This window comes from Rhodococcus sp. YH1 (genome assembly GCF_009939605.1).
In the GTDB taxonomy this organism is placed as follows: Bacteria; Actinomycetota; Actinomycetes; order Mycobacteriales; family Mycobacteriaceae; genus Rhodococcus; species Rhodococcus aetherivorans.
The window spans coordinates 1-16,714 of record NZ_WVTE01000032.1 but is presented as its reverse complement, the minus strand read 5'-3'; the positions used below and the strand labels follow the sequence as shown (position 1 = coordinate 16,714).

The window sequence follows — 16,714 nt, the reverse complement described above, 5'->3', positions numbered from 1 at the left end:
CGGAGATCCTGCTCGACGCGCTGCAACCGTACATCCATACGTACGTACCGCAGGACGTGTCGGAGGCCGCCCTGCAGCCCGCGGTGACCCGGCTCTCGGCCGAGTACCCGGACCTGACGGTGCGGGGCGTCGTCGGAGACTTCACCGGCTCGCTCGCGCACCTGCCCGGCGGCGGACGCCGCATGATCGCGTTCCTCGGCGGCACCATCGGCAACCTGGCGCCCGCCGAGCGCGCCGCGTTCCTCACCGATCTCGCCGCCGTGCTCGAGCCGGGGGAGTGGCTGCTTCTCGGCATCGGCCTCGTCACCGACCCGGACGTGCTCGTGCCGGCCTACGACGACGCGGCCGGGATCACCGCGGAATTCGACCGCAACGTGCTGAACGTGCTCAACAACCGGCTCGGTGCGGACTTCGAACCCGGGAAGTTCCGGCACGTCGCCGTGTGGGACCCGATCAACGAATGGATCGAGATGCGGCTCGAGGCCACCGAGCCCATGACCGTCCGAATTCCCGGGCTGGATCTCGAGATCTCCTTCGCGGCGGGTGAGCAGCTGCGCACCGAGATCTCCGCCAAGTTCCGTCTCGACGGGATGGGCCGTGAACTGACCGAGGCCGGGTTCGTCGTCCGGCGCGAGTGGATCGATCCCGACGGGAGGTTCGCGCTGATCGGCGCGAGCCGCGCCTGAGCCGCGCGTCGGCGGTCCCGGGCCGCCGACGGCAGGAAGCCGGTTGGACAGCACCGGCCCGGCCGCGCGAGGCTGGCAGACGTGACGTCGACCCGGCCCGTGCTGACCACCCCCGTGCTGCTGCTGATGGCGGCGGCCACCGGTTTGTGCGTGGGCGGCAACTACTTCAACCAGCCCCTGCTCGACTCGATCGCCGCCGCCCTGGGCACCTCCCACTCCGCCGCCGCAGCCACCGTCACCATCGCCCAGGTCTCCTACGGCCTCGGCCTGCTGTTCCTGGTGCCGCTCGGTGACATGTTCGACAAGCGCCGCCTCACGGTGGGGCTCATGCTCGCCGCCGCGGCCGGCCAGGCAATCAGCGGCTTCGCCCCGGACATCGCGGTGCTGGCCGTCGGCACGGCGATCGCAGGGCTGTTCTCGGTGGCCGCGCAGGTGCTGGTGCCGTTCGCCGCGACCCTGGCCACACCGGAGCGCAGCGGCCAGGCCGTCGGGACGGTGATGAGCGGGTTGGTGCTCGGCATCCTGCTCGCCCGAAGCGTCGCCGGGCTCCTCGCCGGCGTCGGCGGGTGGGCCACCGTCTACCGGGTGAGCGCCGCCGTGATGGTCGTGGTCGCGCTGGCCCTGTGGCGGGTGCTGCCGACGTCGCGACCCGCCGAGCGCATCGGTTACGGGACCACGCTGCGTTCGCTCGGGACCCTCGTGCGCACCCAGCCGCGGCTGCGCACCCGGTCGCTGCTCGGCGCCCTGTCGTTCGCGTCCGTGAGCGCCCTGTTCTCGACGATGGCGTTCCTGCTGGCCGGCGAACCCTACGGTTTCGACGAGGTGCAGATCGGACTGGTGGGCCTGGCCGGGGTCGCCGGCGCGGTGATGGCCAACCTCACCGGCCGCCTCGCCGATCGCGGGCTCGCGCAGCTCACCTCGGGCGCCGGCGCGGCGGTGCTCGTCGCGTCCTGGGCCGCGCTGGGCGCCGGCGCGTACTCGCTGGCGTGGTTCCTGATCGGGATGGTCGCGATCGACCTGGCGCTGCAGGCCATCCACATCAGCAACCAGAACATCGTCTACGCGCTGGCGCCCGCGGCGCGTTCCCGCATCAACGCGGTGTACATGACGACGTACTTCATCGGCGCCGCTGCCGGTTCGGCGCTCGGCGCGGTCGCGTGGACGAGCGCCGGCTGGACCGGGGTGTGCGTGTTCGGGGTGGCGGCGGCCGTCGTGACCGCCCTGGTGTGGGTCGCGGACCTGCGGGTGGCGCGACGAGCCGTCGCCGTGCCGGCCTGAGGTGCTAGTGGACGGCGGACTGCGCGACGTGTGCGGACCGTCGCGCCAGGACCGGAAGGATCACCAGCGACACCGCCGCACCGGTCAGCGCCAGGGCGGGGAACCCGGCCGCCGCGACGACGAGCCCGGAACCCAGGCCGCCGCCCGCCCCGGCGAGTGCGACGAACAGGTCCGCGGTGCCCTGCGTGGCCGCGCGGGACTCGAGCGGCACCGCATCGGTGACGAGCGCGGTGCCGCTCACCAGGCCCAGGCTCCACCCGAAGCCGAGCAGGCCCAGCGCGAACGCGAGCGCCGCCACCGAGTGCGGCGGGGCCAGCGCCGCGGACACCCCGGAGGCCAGCAGGACGAGTCCCGCGGCGGCCGCGACCCGGTAGGGCCCGACCCGGTCCACGAGCATCCCCGCGATCGGTGAGGGCAGGAACATCGCCGCAACGTGGATCGCGATGACCACGCCCGTCGCGCCGACGTCGTGCCCGTGGTCGCGCATGTGGATCGGCGTCATCGTCATCACCGCCACCATCACGAGCTGCGTCACGATCATGACCACGACCCCGGCGGTCACCGCGGGCGTCCACGGCCGGCCCGGCGCCGGCGGGTCGCCGGCCGGCGCCGGATCCTCGCCGACGGTGCCGCTCAGGGTTTCCGCGGCGGCGCGGCTGCGGGCGAGCAGGAGCGGGTCCGGGCGCAGCAGCACCCACAGGACGACGGCGGCGAGACCGTAGGCGACGCCGGAGAGCACGAACGGCCCGGACAGCCGGGGAATGCCCCACGATTCGGCGGCGTCGCCCATCACGGTGGTCAGGTTCGGGCCCACCACCGCCCCGAGGGTCGTCGCCACCAGCACCGTGCTCACGGCGCGGCCGCGCCGCGCCGGGGCGGCCAGGTCGGCGCCCGCGTAGCGCGCCTGCAGGCTCGTCGCCGTGCCCGCGCCGTAGACGAACAGGGCCGCGAACAGCAGCACCGCGGTGTCGAGCGCCGCCGCGGCCACCACCCCCGCGCTGCCGATCGCGCCCGTGGTGTAGCCGAACGTCAGGCCCCCACGGCGCCCGGCGCGCTGCGAGATCCGCCCCACGGCGACGGCCGCGGCCGCCGACCCGATCGTGAACAGGGCGCTCGGCACCCCGGCGAGACTCGTGCTGCCCAGCATGTCCTGCGCGAGGAGCGCGCCGACGGTCACGCCGGCGGCCAGGCCCGCACCGCTGAGGATCTGCGCGGCCACCAGCACGGTCAGGACGCGGCGCTGTTCCGGGATCGGTTCGGTCACAGCCGGGAGGGTACGCCGGTAACGTCGGCGGTGACCCGGCGGTAAGGAGACACGGTGACCGATTCGGAGAAGGTCGAGAACGAGAACGCCCGCGTATCGCGGATCTTCGACGAGATGTCGAAGAACTACGACCGCGGCATGGGCCTGGTCGAGCGGCTGATCCTCGGGCCGGCCCGGCACTGGGCGGCCGCGCAGGCCCGCGGCCGCGTCGTCGAACTCGCCGTCGGCACCGGGCTCAACCTTCCCCTCTACGGGCCGGAGGTCGAGCACGTCGTCGGCATCGACATCTCACCGAGGATGCTCGAACTCGCCCGGGCGAAGGCCGCCGCCGATCCGCGCGTCGAACTGCGGGAGGGCGACGTCCAGGCCCTCGATCTGCCCGACGCGAGCGCCGACACCGTGCTCTCGACCTTCACGTTCTGCACCGTGCCCGACCCGGCCCGCGTCGCCGCCGAGGCGCACCGCGTGCTCGTCCCCGGCGGCCGCGTCGTCCTCGCCGAGCACGGGCCGTCGACGAACCGGGCGCTGCGCGCCCTGCAACGGGGCATCGAGCCGCTCAGCATCCGCTTCGGCGCCGACCACCTGCTCCGCGACCCCGTCCCCTATCTCACCGAGGCCGGCCTCGTGGTCGACGACGTGCACCGCACCGGGCGGATGGGCATCGTGTTCCGGGTGCTCGCCCACAAACCGGCGTGACCTCCTCCCGAGCCGAGCGAACGTGCCATCGCGTCGATCTGCGGAGATGAGCGATACATTCGCTCGGTTCGGGAGGGGACGTCGGCGCCGGAAAGGGCCGCGGAAGCGCGCCTAGAGCTCACCGGTCACCGGCAGCAGCCGCAGCTCCCGCGCCCGGGTGATGGCCTCGACCCGGGTGTGGACCTCGAGCTTGCGGTAGATGCTGCGCAGCTGCGTCTTGACCGTGTTCGGGGAGACGAACAGGAGCCGGGCGATCTCGCTCTGCGGTGATCCGTCGGCCAGCAACGCGAGCACCCGCCTCTCCCGCGGGGACAGCTCGACCCGCACGACCTCGTCCGGGAACACCGCCTCGACGGAACCGCCCGGCACCGCAATACCGCTGCGCTCGACGAGCTCTCGCCGATGCCGGTCCGGCACGGTCGTGAAGGCGCGCCGATTGCCGAGCGTCCGGGCGAGCGTGCAGGCGCGCTCCCAGCACACGATCGCGGACCGGGGATTGCCGAGATCGAGCTGCGCGGCGGCGTCCAGCAGCAACGCCTCGAGATGGGCCCGCGGGAATCCGCAGTCCGGCCACGACACCCGCGCGAGCTTCTTGGCGGCCCGGTCGGGACTCCCACCGAGCAGATCCACCCGCGCGTCGGAGACGACGAGTATCGGATGGTGCCGGGGCTCCTGGTCCGCCACGGCGCGGGCCAGGTTGCCGTTGCCGAGAGCCAGGTGCAGGTCGATCTCCGTCGCGGTGAGCAGCGTCCGGGAGAATGCGCCGTCGCCGTGCCGGTGGGCGTGGCCGGCGACGGTGTGGTGCAACCACGTCAGACCCGCGTACGCCTCGAGGGTGAGCAGGGCGTGCTGGGCGTGGGCGTAGGCGACGAACCCCCACAGCTCCTCCCGATCGCTGGGCGCGCCGAGCAGCTCGATCATCGACTCGGCCGCGCCCACGTCGAGCGCGTCGAGATGGGTCAGGGCCGCGGCGACCCGGCCGCCGACCTTGACGAGTTCGCCGAAGAGCCCGTCGGACGGTTCCGTCGTCGCCTCCCGGTCGAGCCACCGGCGGGCGCGCGGGACGTCGCCGACCAGAGCCCAGTTGAGCGCCGAGCTGCCCGCGGCGTTCTGGACGATGTAGGGGGTGTCCGCGGCGACACCGCCGCGGTAGGCCAGTTCGAACTGCCGGTTGGATTCGGCCAGCTCCGCGACGAGCTGGAAGGTGATCGCCCACTGGACCCGCAGCAGCGGCAGCTGCGGGGTGATGTTGTCCGGCTGGTGCAGGAGCATGCTCTGTACCAGCGGCTCGAGCCGTCGCGTGCAGTCGGCGCCCTGGACGAAGTCCCCGGCGACACGCAGCGCGAGCGACTGCACCGTCGCCAGGTGCAGGACGTTCGCGGCGTCCGGCCCGGCGCCGAGCGTGTGCAGCTCGTCGGGTTCGCTCGGAAGCGACGCCCGCAGGATGGGGTGATCGGCGAGCATCTGCACGAACAGCGCCCGTCCGGCGAGCACCGCCGGATAGTCCTCCAGGAAGTCCTCCGGGATCGTCCGCAACACGAGGATGAGCACCTCCAGGTGCTCGGAGACCATCTCGCCCCAGCTGCGCTCCACGATGCCCGCGGCCATCGTCCAGTTGCGAGCCTCGGCCGCGTACACCGCGGCCTGCGCCGGCCGGCCCGCATCCCGGTGCAGGCGCGCGAGAAAGGTCATCAGCTCGTCGACCCGTGCGGGCTCCTCCTGCCGGGCCTGTTCCAGTACCGCCGACCGCAGGGCCGACGGCCACGACCACGTCCGTGTCTCGTCCGCCTCGTCGACGACGAGCAGGCCTCGCGCCTCGAGACGGTCGAGCAGCGCGGCCGGCTCGGGCCGGCCGGTGAGCTCGGCGGCGAGTTCCGCGTCGAGATCGCGGGCGGCGACGACGCACATCGCGAACGCCCGTTCCTCGGCGGTGAGCGTGTCGAGCAGACCGGACGCGAACCCGGCGATGGCGACGGCCAGGTCGGGGGACGGCCGGCCCTCCTCGTCGACCGGTGCGCCCCGGTGCAGCCGGGCGACGTTCAGGGCGCCCGAGATCAGCTGGGGCAGCCCGCCCAGGGCGCGGCACAGGTCGCCGTACTCGTCGATCCCGAGTTCCACCCCGGCGGCGCGGAAGAGTTCCGCCGTCTCCCGGGGCGTGAACCGGAGGTCGTGGGCGGAGACGAACGTGCAGTCGAGGCCCGCCGCGGCCACGATGGCGGACGTGGTGCTGCCGCGAAGACAGACGGCGACGTCCACGGACGGGCAGCGATCCAGCAGCTGCCGGATCGTCGGCAGCAGGTCGTCGAGGGCGGTGCCGGGGAGCCCGTCGAGGACGAGCAGGGACGGCGTTCCGCCGAGGGTCGAGGCGAGCCGGTCGACCGGGTCGCCGGCCACGACATGGTCGCCCAGCACCGCGCACGCGTCGGACCAGATGCGGTCCGGTGTCCCGTCGTCCGTCACCGCCGGCACCCACGCGACGTCGCGCCCGGGTACGCCGCCGCCGTGCAGCCACGTGGCGAGCAGCGTGCTCTTGCCGAACCCGTCCGGTGCGTGGACCACCGTCAGCGCAGACCCGCGGTCGAGCATCTCGAACAGGCGAGGACGGGGCAGCGCGGTGGCCAGCGCCCGCCACGTCGGTACCCCCGTACGGCCGGCGCCGGGGACACTCACGGCAACTCCTCTCGATCGGTCGGTCCACGCAAGCCTGCATGTGCGGTCTCCACCGATACCCCGGTGTCCCCGACAGACCCTTCGGCACGGGCAGACTACCTGGTCTCTTACGGATCGAGGGGAGGGATGTCCGGTATGCGTAGTCCCACCAGGTGATATATGCGACGAGGGGGAGGTTGTCGACTGCGGCACTCGAACGATGCCGCGACAACCTCCCCCTCGGGGCGAGAAGTTCCCTATCGGGTGGCGCTGAGCCGGGCCTTCTCCAGGGCAGCCAGGGTGCGCAGGACGGTGGCCTTCTGCTTCTCGAGGTCACCGCGGCGGGCGCGGGCGGCGAGGCCGGACTGCTCGGCGACGAGGGCGAGCTGCGCGTCGATCGCGGAGAGCTGGTCGAGCAGCGCGAGGGCGCGGTTCTGGATCTCGTCGACGTCGACGGCGCCGGTGCGCACCGGCGCGGGGGCCGGCTCGGAGGCGGCGCGCTGCGACGGGCGCGACGAGGACGTGCGCGGCGTGGCGGTCCGGCGCGCCGGGGCGGTCTCGGCGACGACGGCGGCGGCGCGGGGGCGCAGGGCCTTGCGGACGAGGGCGGGGTCGGGCTGTTCGGCGAGCCGGATGTCGTTGAGGACGCGGCGTGAGTCGCGGGCGGCCTTGCGGTGCTCGTACTCCTCCTCGTCGTCCGACTGCAGGGTGCCGCCGATGGGACGCAGGCCGTACATGCCGACGAACTTGCGCGCCTCGTCGATGATCGACTCGTGCGTGCGGCAAGTGGCGCAACGGGGTTCGTTGCGGAACTCCTCGACGGAATCGGTGTCGCCGCACCAGACGCAGGCTCCCGGCCTCCACCGCCGGACGGTCTCGAGTTTCGCGTTTTCGGTGGGGGCCTCGAGGGTTTGAGCGTCGATCACGAGGAGCCACCTTAAGTCAAAGCCGGCCCGGTCGGTCGGGGGGGTCCTGCACGACCTGCGGCTGAGGGATGTGGGAGTGATGAAGATCATGTTAACCGTCGGCGTCCGGGCGGCAAAGTCTTGTGCCACACGACTTTCCATACCGATCGGTTTGCCGAGGGGGCTCGGAATCGACCGCGATGCGAACGCTTTTCAGGCGGCGGTGGCGGCGGTCAGCCACTCCACGAGCGGCCGGACGTCGCGCCACGCGGTGCGCACCTCGTCGAGGGTGCGCGGCGTGTCGAGCCACTCGGGCGACGGGTGCTCCCGCGCGGCGGTGAGGGACTTGTGCCGCAGCAGGTCGAGACGGGGGTGGTCCTCCGCGACGCCGCGCGGACGGGTCTTCAGCCGTTCGCCACCGATCTCGTACCCGGCCCGGCGCAGCCGCCGCACGAGCGTCTCGAGCCGGGGGCCGTGGCGCGAATCGTCCACGGTGGCACGGTATGCGGAGACCTGTGCGGACGAGCCCGCGTAGAAGCCGCCGGCGATCCGCAGCCCGGCGGCGTCGATCTGCACGTAGAACCGACGCCGGGCCCGGTCTGCACGAATCCGCCCTGATGAGTCTTGTACGGCGACTTGTCCGCGCTGAAGCGGACGTCGCGATGCGGACGAAACGCCTTGCCCGGGCCGAACTCCGGTTCGAGTTCCGCGAGCAGGGCAAGCATCGGGCCGCGCACGCAGTCGTCGTAGACGGCCTTGTGCGCGGCCCAGAACGGCTTGCTGTTGTCCGCCTCGAGGTCTTCGTAGAAGTCGAGGGCGGCAACGGGGAAGCCGGTGAACATGCCGGGTGTCCTTTCGGTCCGGTGACGGTCCGAAAGTACACCGCCTTCCGCGACTACGCGGAACCGTTGAACAGCGACGTCACCGAGCCGTTCTCGAACACCTCCTGGATGGTGCGCGCGAGCAGCGGCGCGATCGACAGGACGGTGAGCGTCGGGAACCGCTTCTCGTCGTCGATCGGCAGCGTGTTGGTGACGATGACCTCCTCGGCACCGCACGCGGCGAGGCGCTCGGAGGCGGGGTGCGAGAGCACGCCGTGGGTGGCGGCGATGACGACGTCGCCCGCGCCGGCCTCCTTCAGGATCTTCACGGCCCCGGCGATGGTGCCGCCGGTGTCGATCATGTCGTCGATGAGGATGCAGGTGCGGCCCTCGACCTCACCGACCACGCGGTTGGACTTGACCTGGTTCGGGACCAGCGGGTCGCGGGTCTTGTGGATGAACGCCAGCGGGGCGCCCCCGAGGGTGTCGGCCCACTTCTCGGCGACGCGGACGCGGCCGGAGTCGGGGGAGACCACGGCGATGTTCTCGACGCCGTACCTGTCGCGGATGTACTCGGCGAGCTGGCCCTGGGCGTGCATGTGGTCGACCGGGCCGTCGAAGAAGCCCTGGATCTGGTCGGTGTGCAGATCGACGGTGATGATGCGGTCCGCGCCGGCGGTCTTGAGCAGATCGGCGATCAGGCGGGCGGAGATGGGCTCACGGCCGCGGTGCTTCTTGTCCTGGCGGGCGTACGGGTAGAACGGCAGGACGGCGGTGATGCGCTTGGCCGAGCCTCGCTTGAGCGCATCGATCATGATGAGCTGTTCCATCACCCACTGGTTGAGCGGGAACGGGTGGCTCTGCAGCACGAACGCGTCGGAGCCGCGCACGGACTCCTCGAACCGCACGAAGATCTCGCCGTTGGCGAAGTCACGCGCGGTCTGCGGGGTGACCTGGACGTCGAGCTCCTTCGCCACCTGCTCGGCCAGCTCGGGGTGGGCCCGGCCGGAGAAGAGCATCAAGTTCTTCTGGTTGTCGATCCAATTGGAGGTCACTGGTCCTGGCCGTCCTTATGCCGTTCGATCTCTTGCTGCTGCCGTGCTGCAGACGCTGCCTCGGCCGCGGGGGTCCCGGGTCGGTTTCGCTGGACCCAGCCTTCAATATTGCGCTGTGGCGCACCCGACACCGCAAGCGCCCCCGGCGGAACGTTGCGGCGCAGGACCGTGCCGGCGCCGGTGTAAGCTCCGTCGCCGACCGTCACGGGGGCCACGAACATGGTGTCCGACCCGGTCCGGACGTGGGATCCGACGACCGTGCGCGACTTGTGCACGCCGTCGTAGTTGACGAACACGCTCGAGGCCCCGATGTTCGAGTACTCGCCGATGGTGGCGTCGCCGACGTAGGTCAGATGCGGCACCTTCGAGTGCGGCCCGATCTCGGCGTTCTTGGTCTCCACGAACGTGCCGATCTTGCCGGACTCGCCGAGGTCGGTGCCCGGCCGCAGGTAGGCGAACGGCCCGACGGTCGCGCCCTCGCCGATCACGGAGTCCGACCCGTGGGTGCGCACGACCGACGCCCCGGCGCCGATCCGCACGTTCGTCAGCGTGGTGTCCGGGCCGATCACCGCGTCCTCGTCGACCACGGTCCGGCCGTGCAGCTGCACCCCGGGGTGCAGGGTCACGTCCCGGGCGAGGACGACGTCGACGTCCACCCACGTGCTGGACGGGTCGATCACGGTCACACCCGCCCGCATCCAGTGCTCGAGGGTGCGCCGGTTCAACTGCGCGGCGAGCGCCGCGAGCTGCACCCGGTCGTTCGCGCCCGCGACCTTCATCGGGTCGGCGAGCTGGGCGGCGAACACCGGCAGGCCGTCCTCCCGGGCGATCGTGACGACGTCCGTCAGGTACAGCTCGCCCTGCGCATTGTGGGCCCGCAGCCGGGTCAGCGCGCTGCGGAGGAACTTCGCGTCGAAGGCGTAGATGCCGGCGTTGACCTCGTTGATGGCAGCCTGCTCGGCGTCGGTGTCGGTCTCCTCGACGATCTCGCGGATCTCGCCGTGGCCGTTCCGGACGATGCGGCCGTACCCGGTGGGATCGTCGGCGAGGAACGTCAGGACGGTCACCGCCGACTGCGCCGGTTCGGCGAGGTGCTCGGCTTCGAGAGCCTCGAGGGTGTGGCCGTCGAGCAGCGGGACATCGGCGTTGGTGACGACGACCACGCCGGAGAAGTCGCCGGGCAGCGCGTCGAGCCCGCACTGCACCGCGTGCCCGGTACCGAGCTGCCGGTCCTGGACCGCGATCGACACCTTGCGGTCGAGCGTCTCGGCGATCTCGGCGGTCGCGGCGGAAACCCGCTCGCGCTCGTGCCCGACGACCACCACCAGGTGGCTCGGGTCCAGCTCTGCGGCCGCGTGCAGCGAATGGGCGAGCATCGTGCGACCCCCGAGTGTGTGCAGCACCTTCGGGGTCTTGGATCGCATTCGCGTACCCGCTCCGGCCGCCAGAACGACAACTGCGGTCTGCACTTGCATGAAGCTCCCTCGACGTTCGACATGCGCAGGTTCGGCACCGGCAGGGGAGCTCGCCGGCCCCGACTGCCCCGCTCCGCCGCCAGGACTCGAACCTGAACTATCTGAACCAAAATCAGAGGTGCTGCCGATTACACCACGGCGGACTGCCGCATTCCCGGCGCCGACGCCCCGGTCATGCGTCTGTGATCCTCGCATGCCGCCACACCCGGAGTCGAACGCGGGGCCGGGCGCGTCGCCGCCACGGATAGGCTGATCGCAACCCGCCGCGCGTCGTCCTCGGTGTTTTCCGGTGGCACAGGGTCCGGCCGGGTGCCGGAAAGGATGTACACGTGTCGAAACCGTCGCAGAACCACGCCGACCGCAGCCCCCGGGTCCGGATGACCGGGACCCAGCGCCGGGAACAGCTCATCGAGATCGGGCGGGCGATCTTCGCCGAGCGCGGCTACGAGGCGGCGTCGATCGAGGAGATCGCCCAGCGGGCCCAGGTCTCCAAGCCCGTGGTCTACGAGCACTTCGGCGGCAAGGAAGGCCTGTACGCCGTGGTCGTGGACCGGGAGATGTCGACCCTGATGTCGATGATCAGCGCGAGCCTGACGCAGAACCGCTCGCGCATCCGGGTCGAGCGGGTGGCGCTCGCCCTGCTCACCTACGTCGAGGAACGCACCGACGGCTTCCGCATCCTCGTGCGGGACTCCCCGGTCGCCGCGGAGGAGGGCACGTACTCGTCCCTGCTGAACGAGGCGGTGCGGCAGGTGGCGCACATCCTCGCCGGCGACTTCTCCCGCCGGGGCTTCGACCCGGACCTGGCCCCGCTGTATGCGCAGGCGCTGGTGGGCATGGTCGCGACGGCCGCCACGTGGTGGCTGGACGAGCGCAGCCCGTCGAAGGAGGTCGTGGCCGCCCACCTGGTGAACCTGTGCTGGAACGGCCTCACCCATCTGGAGGCGAATCCGCAGCTCGGGACCGACTGACCGGGCGATGCGAACTCCCGATCGCGCCCCTACCAGGTGGTATCGTTGCCCAGCCGACTCGACGAGCAATTGCGAGGTGATCGTGGTACCCAGCGGAGCGGCGATCGGCGCCGATCGTCCGGGTCGCCGGGCGGCGCCGAGCCCGCATCGAGGGGGATGAATGGCCCGGCAGGTTCGCGCCGAGGTGACGCGCGACTCCGTGTTGCGCGGCGCCGCGGAAGTGTTCATGAATCTCGGCTACGCCAACGCCAGCCTCAACGAGATCATCCAGCAGTCCGGTGTCACCAAGGGCGCGCTGTACTTCCACTTCGCCTCCAAGGAGGAGCTGGCCCGCGCGGTCATCGACGAGGGCTTCGCCCGGCTGGGTTCGGCCGGGCTGAGCGCGATCAGCGACCGGACCCCCGCCCTCGAAACCATGATCGAACTGTCGGTCCTCACGGTCGACGTGTCCCGCGCCGACCCGATCGTGCGCGCCATGTTCCGGCTGGTGATCGAGATCGGCGACTACCGCGGGTCCGGGGAAGGGGTCTTCGCGATCTGGCTTTCGACGGTGCAGGATCTCGCCAAGCGGGCCCTCGCGGAGGGCGACCTGAGCGAGGAGCTCGAACCGGACGCGGTGGGCCTGCTCGTGCTGCAGGCCCTGACCGGGGCTCGCGCGGTCGCGGCGGCACTGAATCGTCGGGACGAGCTCGTCGAGCACCTCGAGAACATGTGGCGCCTGCTGGTGCCCGCCCTCGTGCCCGCCGACAAGGTCGAGTACTTCCGGCAGTTCGTCTCGCGCCGGCTGCGGGTGTAGCTGGGCGATTGCGTTCGGTGCCTCCGCCTGACACGATCGCCGCCGTGACCCTGGGACCGTTCGACGCGGACGCGGCCGGTGCGGCACTCGCCCGCACCCTGGACGAGCTCGGCGCCGCTGCCGCCGTGACCATCACCCCGGTGCCGGCGATGCTCACCACCGCCCAGGCGGCGGACGTGCTCGGCGTCGGTCGCCGGCATGTGGGCCGCCTCGTCGACGACGGCACCCTGCCGTCCCGGTTCCGCGGCCTGCACCGCCGCATCCGCCGCGCCGACGTCCTCGCCTACGCCGAGCGGCGCGCCGAGACCCGGACCCGGGCCCTGGACACCGTCGCCGACCTGAGCCGCCGCGACGGCCTCTACGACGACGACTTCTAGGGGGAACGGTCGTGCCGATCCGAGCGGTACTCGACGCGCCGGCGCTGACGCCGCCACGCGTGCGCGACGTGCTGCTCGCCCTGGCCGAAGACACGCTGTTCCAGCCCTATTGGAGCGACGGCATCGTCGCCGAGGTGGAGCGGCGGCTGCCGTCGCACATGTCGCGCCCGGCGCGGGACTTCCTGTTCGCCGAACTCGAAACCGCCTTCCCCGAGGCCCGGGTGACCTGGCCGGCCACGGTGCTGCGGGAGGTGCCGTACATCAGCGATCCCCGCGACGCGCACCTGACCGCGGTGGCGCTGTTCGCGCAGGCCGACGTCGTCGTCACCACCGACGCCGGTCTCGCTCGCTCGCTCGAGCGGTCCGGGGTCGAGCCGCAGACGCCGGACGCGTTCGTCGCGTACGTGCTCGACGCCGAACCGCAGCGTTGCCGGCGCGTGCTGCTGCGGATGGCGCGACGGCGGTGGCTCGGGCCCGGCGAGGAGACCCCCGACGCCGCCCTGCAGACCCGGCTGGCCGCGTGGGCCCGTCGCGATCTCGGCGACAACAGCGCCGATCTGCTGGCCGCGGACCCGGTCCGACCGTGACCGGACGCCCCCGGTGGTCCTGGCAGCCCGAACCGGACACCGCATAGACTCGGACGGTCCTCTTCTCGAACCCAGGAGCGCCCTTCCCGTGTCCGACGTGTCCGTCACCCCCCTGTCCGGATTGGCGCGGATCGCGCTGGCCGACGCTCAGCTCGAACGTGTGGCCGCCCTCGCCGGGACCGCCGAACAGGCCCTGGTGGCCCCGCCGTCGGCCCGGCCGTTCGTCGCCGCCGCGCTGGCCGCGAAGACGCCGCTGCTCGTGGTGACCGCGACCGGCCGCGAGGCGGACGACCTGACGGCCGAACTGCACGAGATGCTCGGCGACGTCGTCGCGCAGTTCCCGTCGTGGGAGACGCTGCCGCACGAGCGGCTCTCGCCCAGCGCCGACACCGTCGGCCGCCGGTTGCAGGTGCTGCGCCGGCTCGCCCACCCCGAGGACCGCGACTACGGCCCCGAGCTGCGGGTGATCGTCGCGACCGTGCGGTCGCTGGTGCAGCCGATGGCCCCGCGTCTGGGCGACATCGAGCCCGTCACCCTGCGGGTCGGCGCGGAGCACGACTTCGACGAGCTGATCGAGCGGCTCGTCGAGCTGGCCTACACCCGCGCCGACATGGTCGGCAAGCGCGGCGAGTTCGCGGTGCGCGGCGGCATCCTCGACGTCTTCCCGCCGACCGCGGACCATCCGGTGCGGGTCGAGTTCTGGGGCGACGAGGTCACCGAGCTGCGCCCGTTCTCCGTCGCCGACCAGCGGTCCATCCCCGAACTCGAGGTGGGCACCCTCATCGCCCCGCCCTGCCGGGAGCTGCTGCTCACCGAGCAGGTCAAGGAGCGCGCGGCCCGGCTGGCGCAGGACAACCCGGCCGATGCGGCGCTGGTGGAGATGCTCGACAAGATGGCCTCCGGTATTCCGGTCGAGGGCATGGAGGCGCTGCTGCCGGTGCTGCAGACGGGCGAGCTGCAGCTGTTGACCGACGTCGTGCCGGCCGGCACGCACGTGCTGCTGTGCGATCCGGAGAAGGTGCGCACCCGCGCGGCGGATCTGATGCGCACCGGTCAGGAGTTTCTCGAGGCGTCGTGGACCGCGGCCTCGCTCGGTGGTGCCGCGCCGCTGGACACCGCCAACATGAAGGGCGTGGACCTGGCCGCGTCGGCGTACCGGCCGCTGACCCAGGTGCGGGAGACGGCGGAGGCGGCGGGCCGGCCGTGGTGGACGCTGAGCCCGCTGGCGTCGGGCGCCGACACCGAGGTCGTGCTCGACGTGCAGCCGGCGCCGGAGGTGCGCGGCTCGGACGAGCTGCTGACGATGCTCTTCGCGAACCTGCGCGCGCACGTCACCACCGGCGGGCGGGCCGCGATCGTCGTCGCGGGCGCCGGCACCGGGCAGCGGGTGCTCGAGCGCCTGCAGGAGAACGACGTGCCCGCCGCGCGTCTCGATCCGGGCGCCGAGCCGGTGCGCGGCACGGTCGGGGTGCTGTGCGGCGCGCTGCACGACGGCGTGGTCCTGCCGGGCGACGGCGCGGACGTGCCCGGCCTGGTGCTCGTCACCGAGTCCGACCTCACGGGCAACCGGGTGACCGCCGCCGAGGGGCGCCGCACGCCGGTCAAGCGTCGCAACCAGGTCGACCCGCTGGCGCTCACCGCCGGGGACATGGTGGTCCACGACCAGCACGGCATCGGCCGTTTCGTCGAGATGGTGGAACGGACCGTGGGCGGTGCCCGCCGCGAGTACCTGGTCATCGAGTACGCCCCGAGCAAACGCGGGCAGCCGGGTGACCGGCTGTTCGTGCCGATGGAGTCCCTCGATCAGCTCTCCCGCTACGTCGGCGGCGAGATGCCCGCCCTGAGCAAGCTCGGCGGCTCCGACTGGGCCAACACGAAACGCAAGGCGCGCAAGGCTGTTCGTGAGATCGCCGGGGAGCTGGTGCAGCTGTACGCGGCGCGCCAGGCCGCGCCCGGGCACGCGTTCGCCCCGGACACCCCGTGGCAGAAGGAGATGGAGGACGCGTTCGCGTTCACCGAGACCCAGGATCAGCTCACCGTCATCTCCGAGGTCAAGGCCGACATGGAGAAGGCGGTCCCGATGGACCGCGTCGTCATCGGCGACGTCGGCTACGGCAAGACCGAGATCGCGGTGCGCGCCGCGTTCAAGGCCGTGCAGGACGGCAAGCAGGTCGCGGTGCTGGTGCCCACCACGCTGCTGGCGCAACAGCACCTGCAGACCTTCACGGAGCGGATGGCGTCGTTCCCCGTCACCGTCAAGGGCCTGAGCCGCTTCACCGATCCCGCCGAGTCGAAGGAGACGATCGCTGCCCTCGCCGACGGCGCGGTCGACATCGTCGTCGGCACCCACCGGCTGCTGCAGACCGGCGTGCGCTGGAAGGACCTCGGCCTCGTGATCGTGGACGAGGAGCAGCGATTCGGCGTCGAGCACAAGGAGCACATCAAGGCGCTGCGCACGCACGTCGACGTGCTGACCATGTCCGCGACGCCGATTCCGCGCACCCTGGAGATGAGCATGGCCGGCATCCGCGAGATGTCGACGATCCTCACCCCGCCCGAGGAGCGGCACCCGGTGCTCACCTACGTGGGCGCCTACGCGGACAAGCAGGTCGCCGCCGCCATCCGTCGCGAGCTGCTGCGCGACGGGCAGGTGTTCTACGTGCACAACCGGGTCAGCTCGATCGACAAGGCCGCCAAGCGGATTCGTGACCTCGTCCCCGAGGCGCGGGTGGCGGTCGCGCACGGGCAGATGAACGAGGACACCCTCGAGAAGACCGTGCAGGGCTTCTGGGAACGTCAGTACGACGTCCTGGTGTGCACCACCATCGTCGAAACGGGCCTGGACATCTCCAACGCCAACACCCTCATCGTCGAACGCGCCGATTCGCTCGGCCTGTCGCAGCTGCATCAGCTGCGCGGGCGCGTCGGCCGGTCCCGCGAGCGGGGTTACGCGTACTTCCTGTATCCGCCGGAGAAGCCGCTGACCGAGACGGCGTACGACCGGCTCGCCACGATCTCCCAGAACTCCGACCTCGGTGCGGGCATGGCCGTGGCCATGAAGGACCTCGAGATCCGCGGCGCGGGAAACGTGCTGGGCGCGGAGCAGTCCGGTCACGTCGCCGGCGTCGGGTTCGATCTGTACGTGCGGCTCGTC

Annotated in this window: 13 protein-coding genes, 1 tRNA gene and 1 pseudogene; 8 read left to right on the top strand and 7 right to left on the bottom strand. The window is 71.9% G+C overall.

What is annotated here, in order from left to right:
* Nucleotides 1-686, top strand: a 686-nt coding sequence (locus AIIKEEIJ_RS03575) for an L-histidine N(alpha)-methyltransferase (protein ID WP_161994947.1), incomplete at its 5' end; no start/stop codon positions are given.
* 81 nt (nt 687-767) lie between these two features.
* Nucleotides 768-1,964 carry an MFS transporter gene (locus AIIKEEIJ_RS03570; protein ID WP_029542117.1) on the top strand — a complete coding sequence of 399 codons (1,197 nt, stop codon included), beginning with the start codon at nt 768-770 and terminating at the stop codon, nt 1,962-1,964.
* Nucleotides 1,965-1,968: 4 nt separating this feature from the next.
* On the opposite strand, the gene AIIKEEIJ_RS03565 is transcribed toward AIIKEEIJ_RS03570, so the two are convergent.
* Nucleotides 1,969-3,228 carry an MFS transporter gene (locus AIIKEEIJ_RS03565; RefSeq protein ID WP_006938907.1) on the bottom strand — a complete coding sequence of 420 codons (1,260 nt, stop codon included), beginning with the start codon at nt 3,226-3,228 and terminating at the stop codon, nt 1,969-1,971.
* 54 nt (nt 3,229-3,282) lie between these two features.
* Here AIIKEEIJ_RS03565 and AIIKEEIJ_RS03560 point away from each other — a divergent pair, with 54 nt between their 5' ends.
* Nucleotides 3,283-3,924 (top strand): methyltransferase domain-containing protein, encoded by a 642-nt coding sequence (locus AIIKEEIJ_RS03560; protein WP_161994946.1) that lies wholly within the window; start codon nt 3,283-3,285, stop codon nt 3,922-3,924.
* Nucleotides 3,925-4,035: 111 nt separating this feature from the next.
* Here the strand turns inward: AIIKEEIJ_RS03560 and AIIKEEIJ_RS03555 are convergent, their stop codons facing one another.
* The 6 genes and pseudogenes from AIIKEEIJ_RS03555 to AIIKEEIJ_RS03530 form a co-directional block, all read right to left on the bottom strand.
* Nucleotides 4,036-6,594, bottom strand: a complete 2,559-nt coding sequence (locus AIIKEEIJ_RS03555) for a helix-turn-helix transcriptional regulator (RefSeq protein ID WP_050034784.1) — start codon at nt 6,592-6,594, stop codon at nt 4,036-4,038.
* Between the two features lie 236 nt (nt 6,595-6,830).
* The gene (locus AIIKEEIJ_RS03550; RefSeq protein WP_006938898.1) at nt 6,831-7,499 is read right to left on the bottom strand and encodes a hypothetical protein; all 669 of its coding nucleotides are present in this window, start codon (nt 7,497-7,499) and stop codon (nt 6,831-6,833) included.
* Nucleotides 7,500-7,691: 192 nt separating this feature from the next.
* A pseudogene (locus AIIKEEIJ_RS03545) lies at nt 7,692-8,320 on the bottom strand (DUF2461 domain-containing protein).
* A gap of 53 nt (nt 8,321-8,373) precedes the next feature.
* Nucleotides 8,374-9,354 (bottom strand): ribose-phosphate diphosphokinase, encoded by a 981-nt coding sequence (locus AIIKEEIJ_RS03540; RefSeq protein ID WP_006938895.1) that lies wholly within the window; start codon nt 9,352-9,354, stop codon nt 8,374-8,376.
* Nucleotides 9,351-10,829 (bottom strand): bifunctional UDP-N-acetylglucosamine diphosphorylase/glucosamine-1-phosphate N-acetyltransferase GlmU, encoded by a 1,479-nt coding sequence (gene glmU / locus AIIKEEIJ_RS03535; RefSeq protein WP_029542129.1) that lies wholly within the window; start codon nt 10,827-10,829, stop codon nt 9,351-9,353. Before glmU ends, AIIKEEIJ_RS03540 begins: the two co-directional genes overlap by 4 nt.
* Before the next feature lie 71 nt (nt 10,830-10,900).
* Nucleotides 10,901-10,972, bottom strand: a tRNA-Gln gene (locus AIIKEEIJ_RS03530).
* A 234-nt stretch (nt 10,973-11,206) separates the two neighbouring features.
* Between AIIKEEIJ_RS03530 and AIIKEEIJ_RS03525 the strand changes: the two genes are divergently transcribed.
* The 5 genes from AIIKEEIJ_RS03525 to mfd all read left to right on the top strand — a co-directional run.
* On the top strand, nt 11,207-11,800 hold the full coding sequence (locus AIIKEEIJ_RS03525; RefSeq protein WP_037201479.1) for a TetR/AcrR family transcriptional regulator: 594 nt from the start codon (nt 11,207-11,209) through the stop codon (nt 11,798-11,800).
* Nucleotides 11,801-11,960: 160 nt separating this feature from the next.
* Nucleotides 11,961-12,596 carry a ScbR family autoregulator-binding transcription factor gene (locus AIIKEEIJ_RS03520; RefSeq protein ID WP_029542131.1) on the top strand — a complete coding sequence of 212 codons (636 nt, stop codon included), beginning with the start codon at nt 11,961-11,963 and terminating at the stop codon, nt 12,594-12,596.
* Between the two features lie 44 nt (nt 12,597-12,640).
* Nucleotides 12,641-12,973 carry a helix-turn-helix domain-containing protein gene (locus AIIKEEIJ_RS03515; RefSeq protein ID WP_006938886.1) on the top strand — a complete coding sequence of 111 codons (333 nt, stop codon included), beginning with the start codon at nt 12,641-12,643 and terminating at the stop codon, nt 12,971-12,973.
* A gap of 11 nt (nt 12,974-12,984) precedes the next feature.
* On the top strand, nt 12,985-13,560 hold the full coding sequence (locus AIIKEEIJ_RS03510) for a PIN domain-containing protein (RefSeq protein ID WP_006938885.1): 576 nt from the start codon (nt 12,985-12,987) through the stop codon (nt 13,558-13,560).
* Between the two features lie 88 nt (nt 13,561-13,648).
* On the top strand, nt 13,649-16,714 hold a 3,066-nt coding region (gene mfd / locus AIIKEEIJ_RS03505; RefSeq protein WP_161994945.1), incomplete at its 3' end, for a transcription-repair coupling factor.

Bases quoted from the DNA above. Each gene is read 5' to 3' on its own strand.
- AIIKEEIJ_RS03525 (WP_037201479.1), top strand. From the start codon at position 11,207: ATGACCGGGACCCAGCGCCGGGAACAGCTCATCGAGATCGGGCGGGCG.
- AIIKEEIJ_RS03520 (WP_029542131.1), top strand. From the start codon at position 11,961: ATGGCCCGGCAGGTTCGCGCCGAGGTGACGCGCGACTCCGTGTTGCGC.
- glmU (WP_029542129.1), bottom strand. From the start codon at position 10,829: ATGCAAGTGCAGACCGCAGTTGTCGTTCTGGCGGCCGGAGCGGGTACG.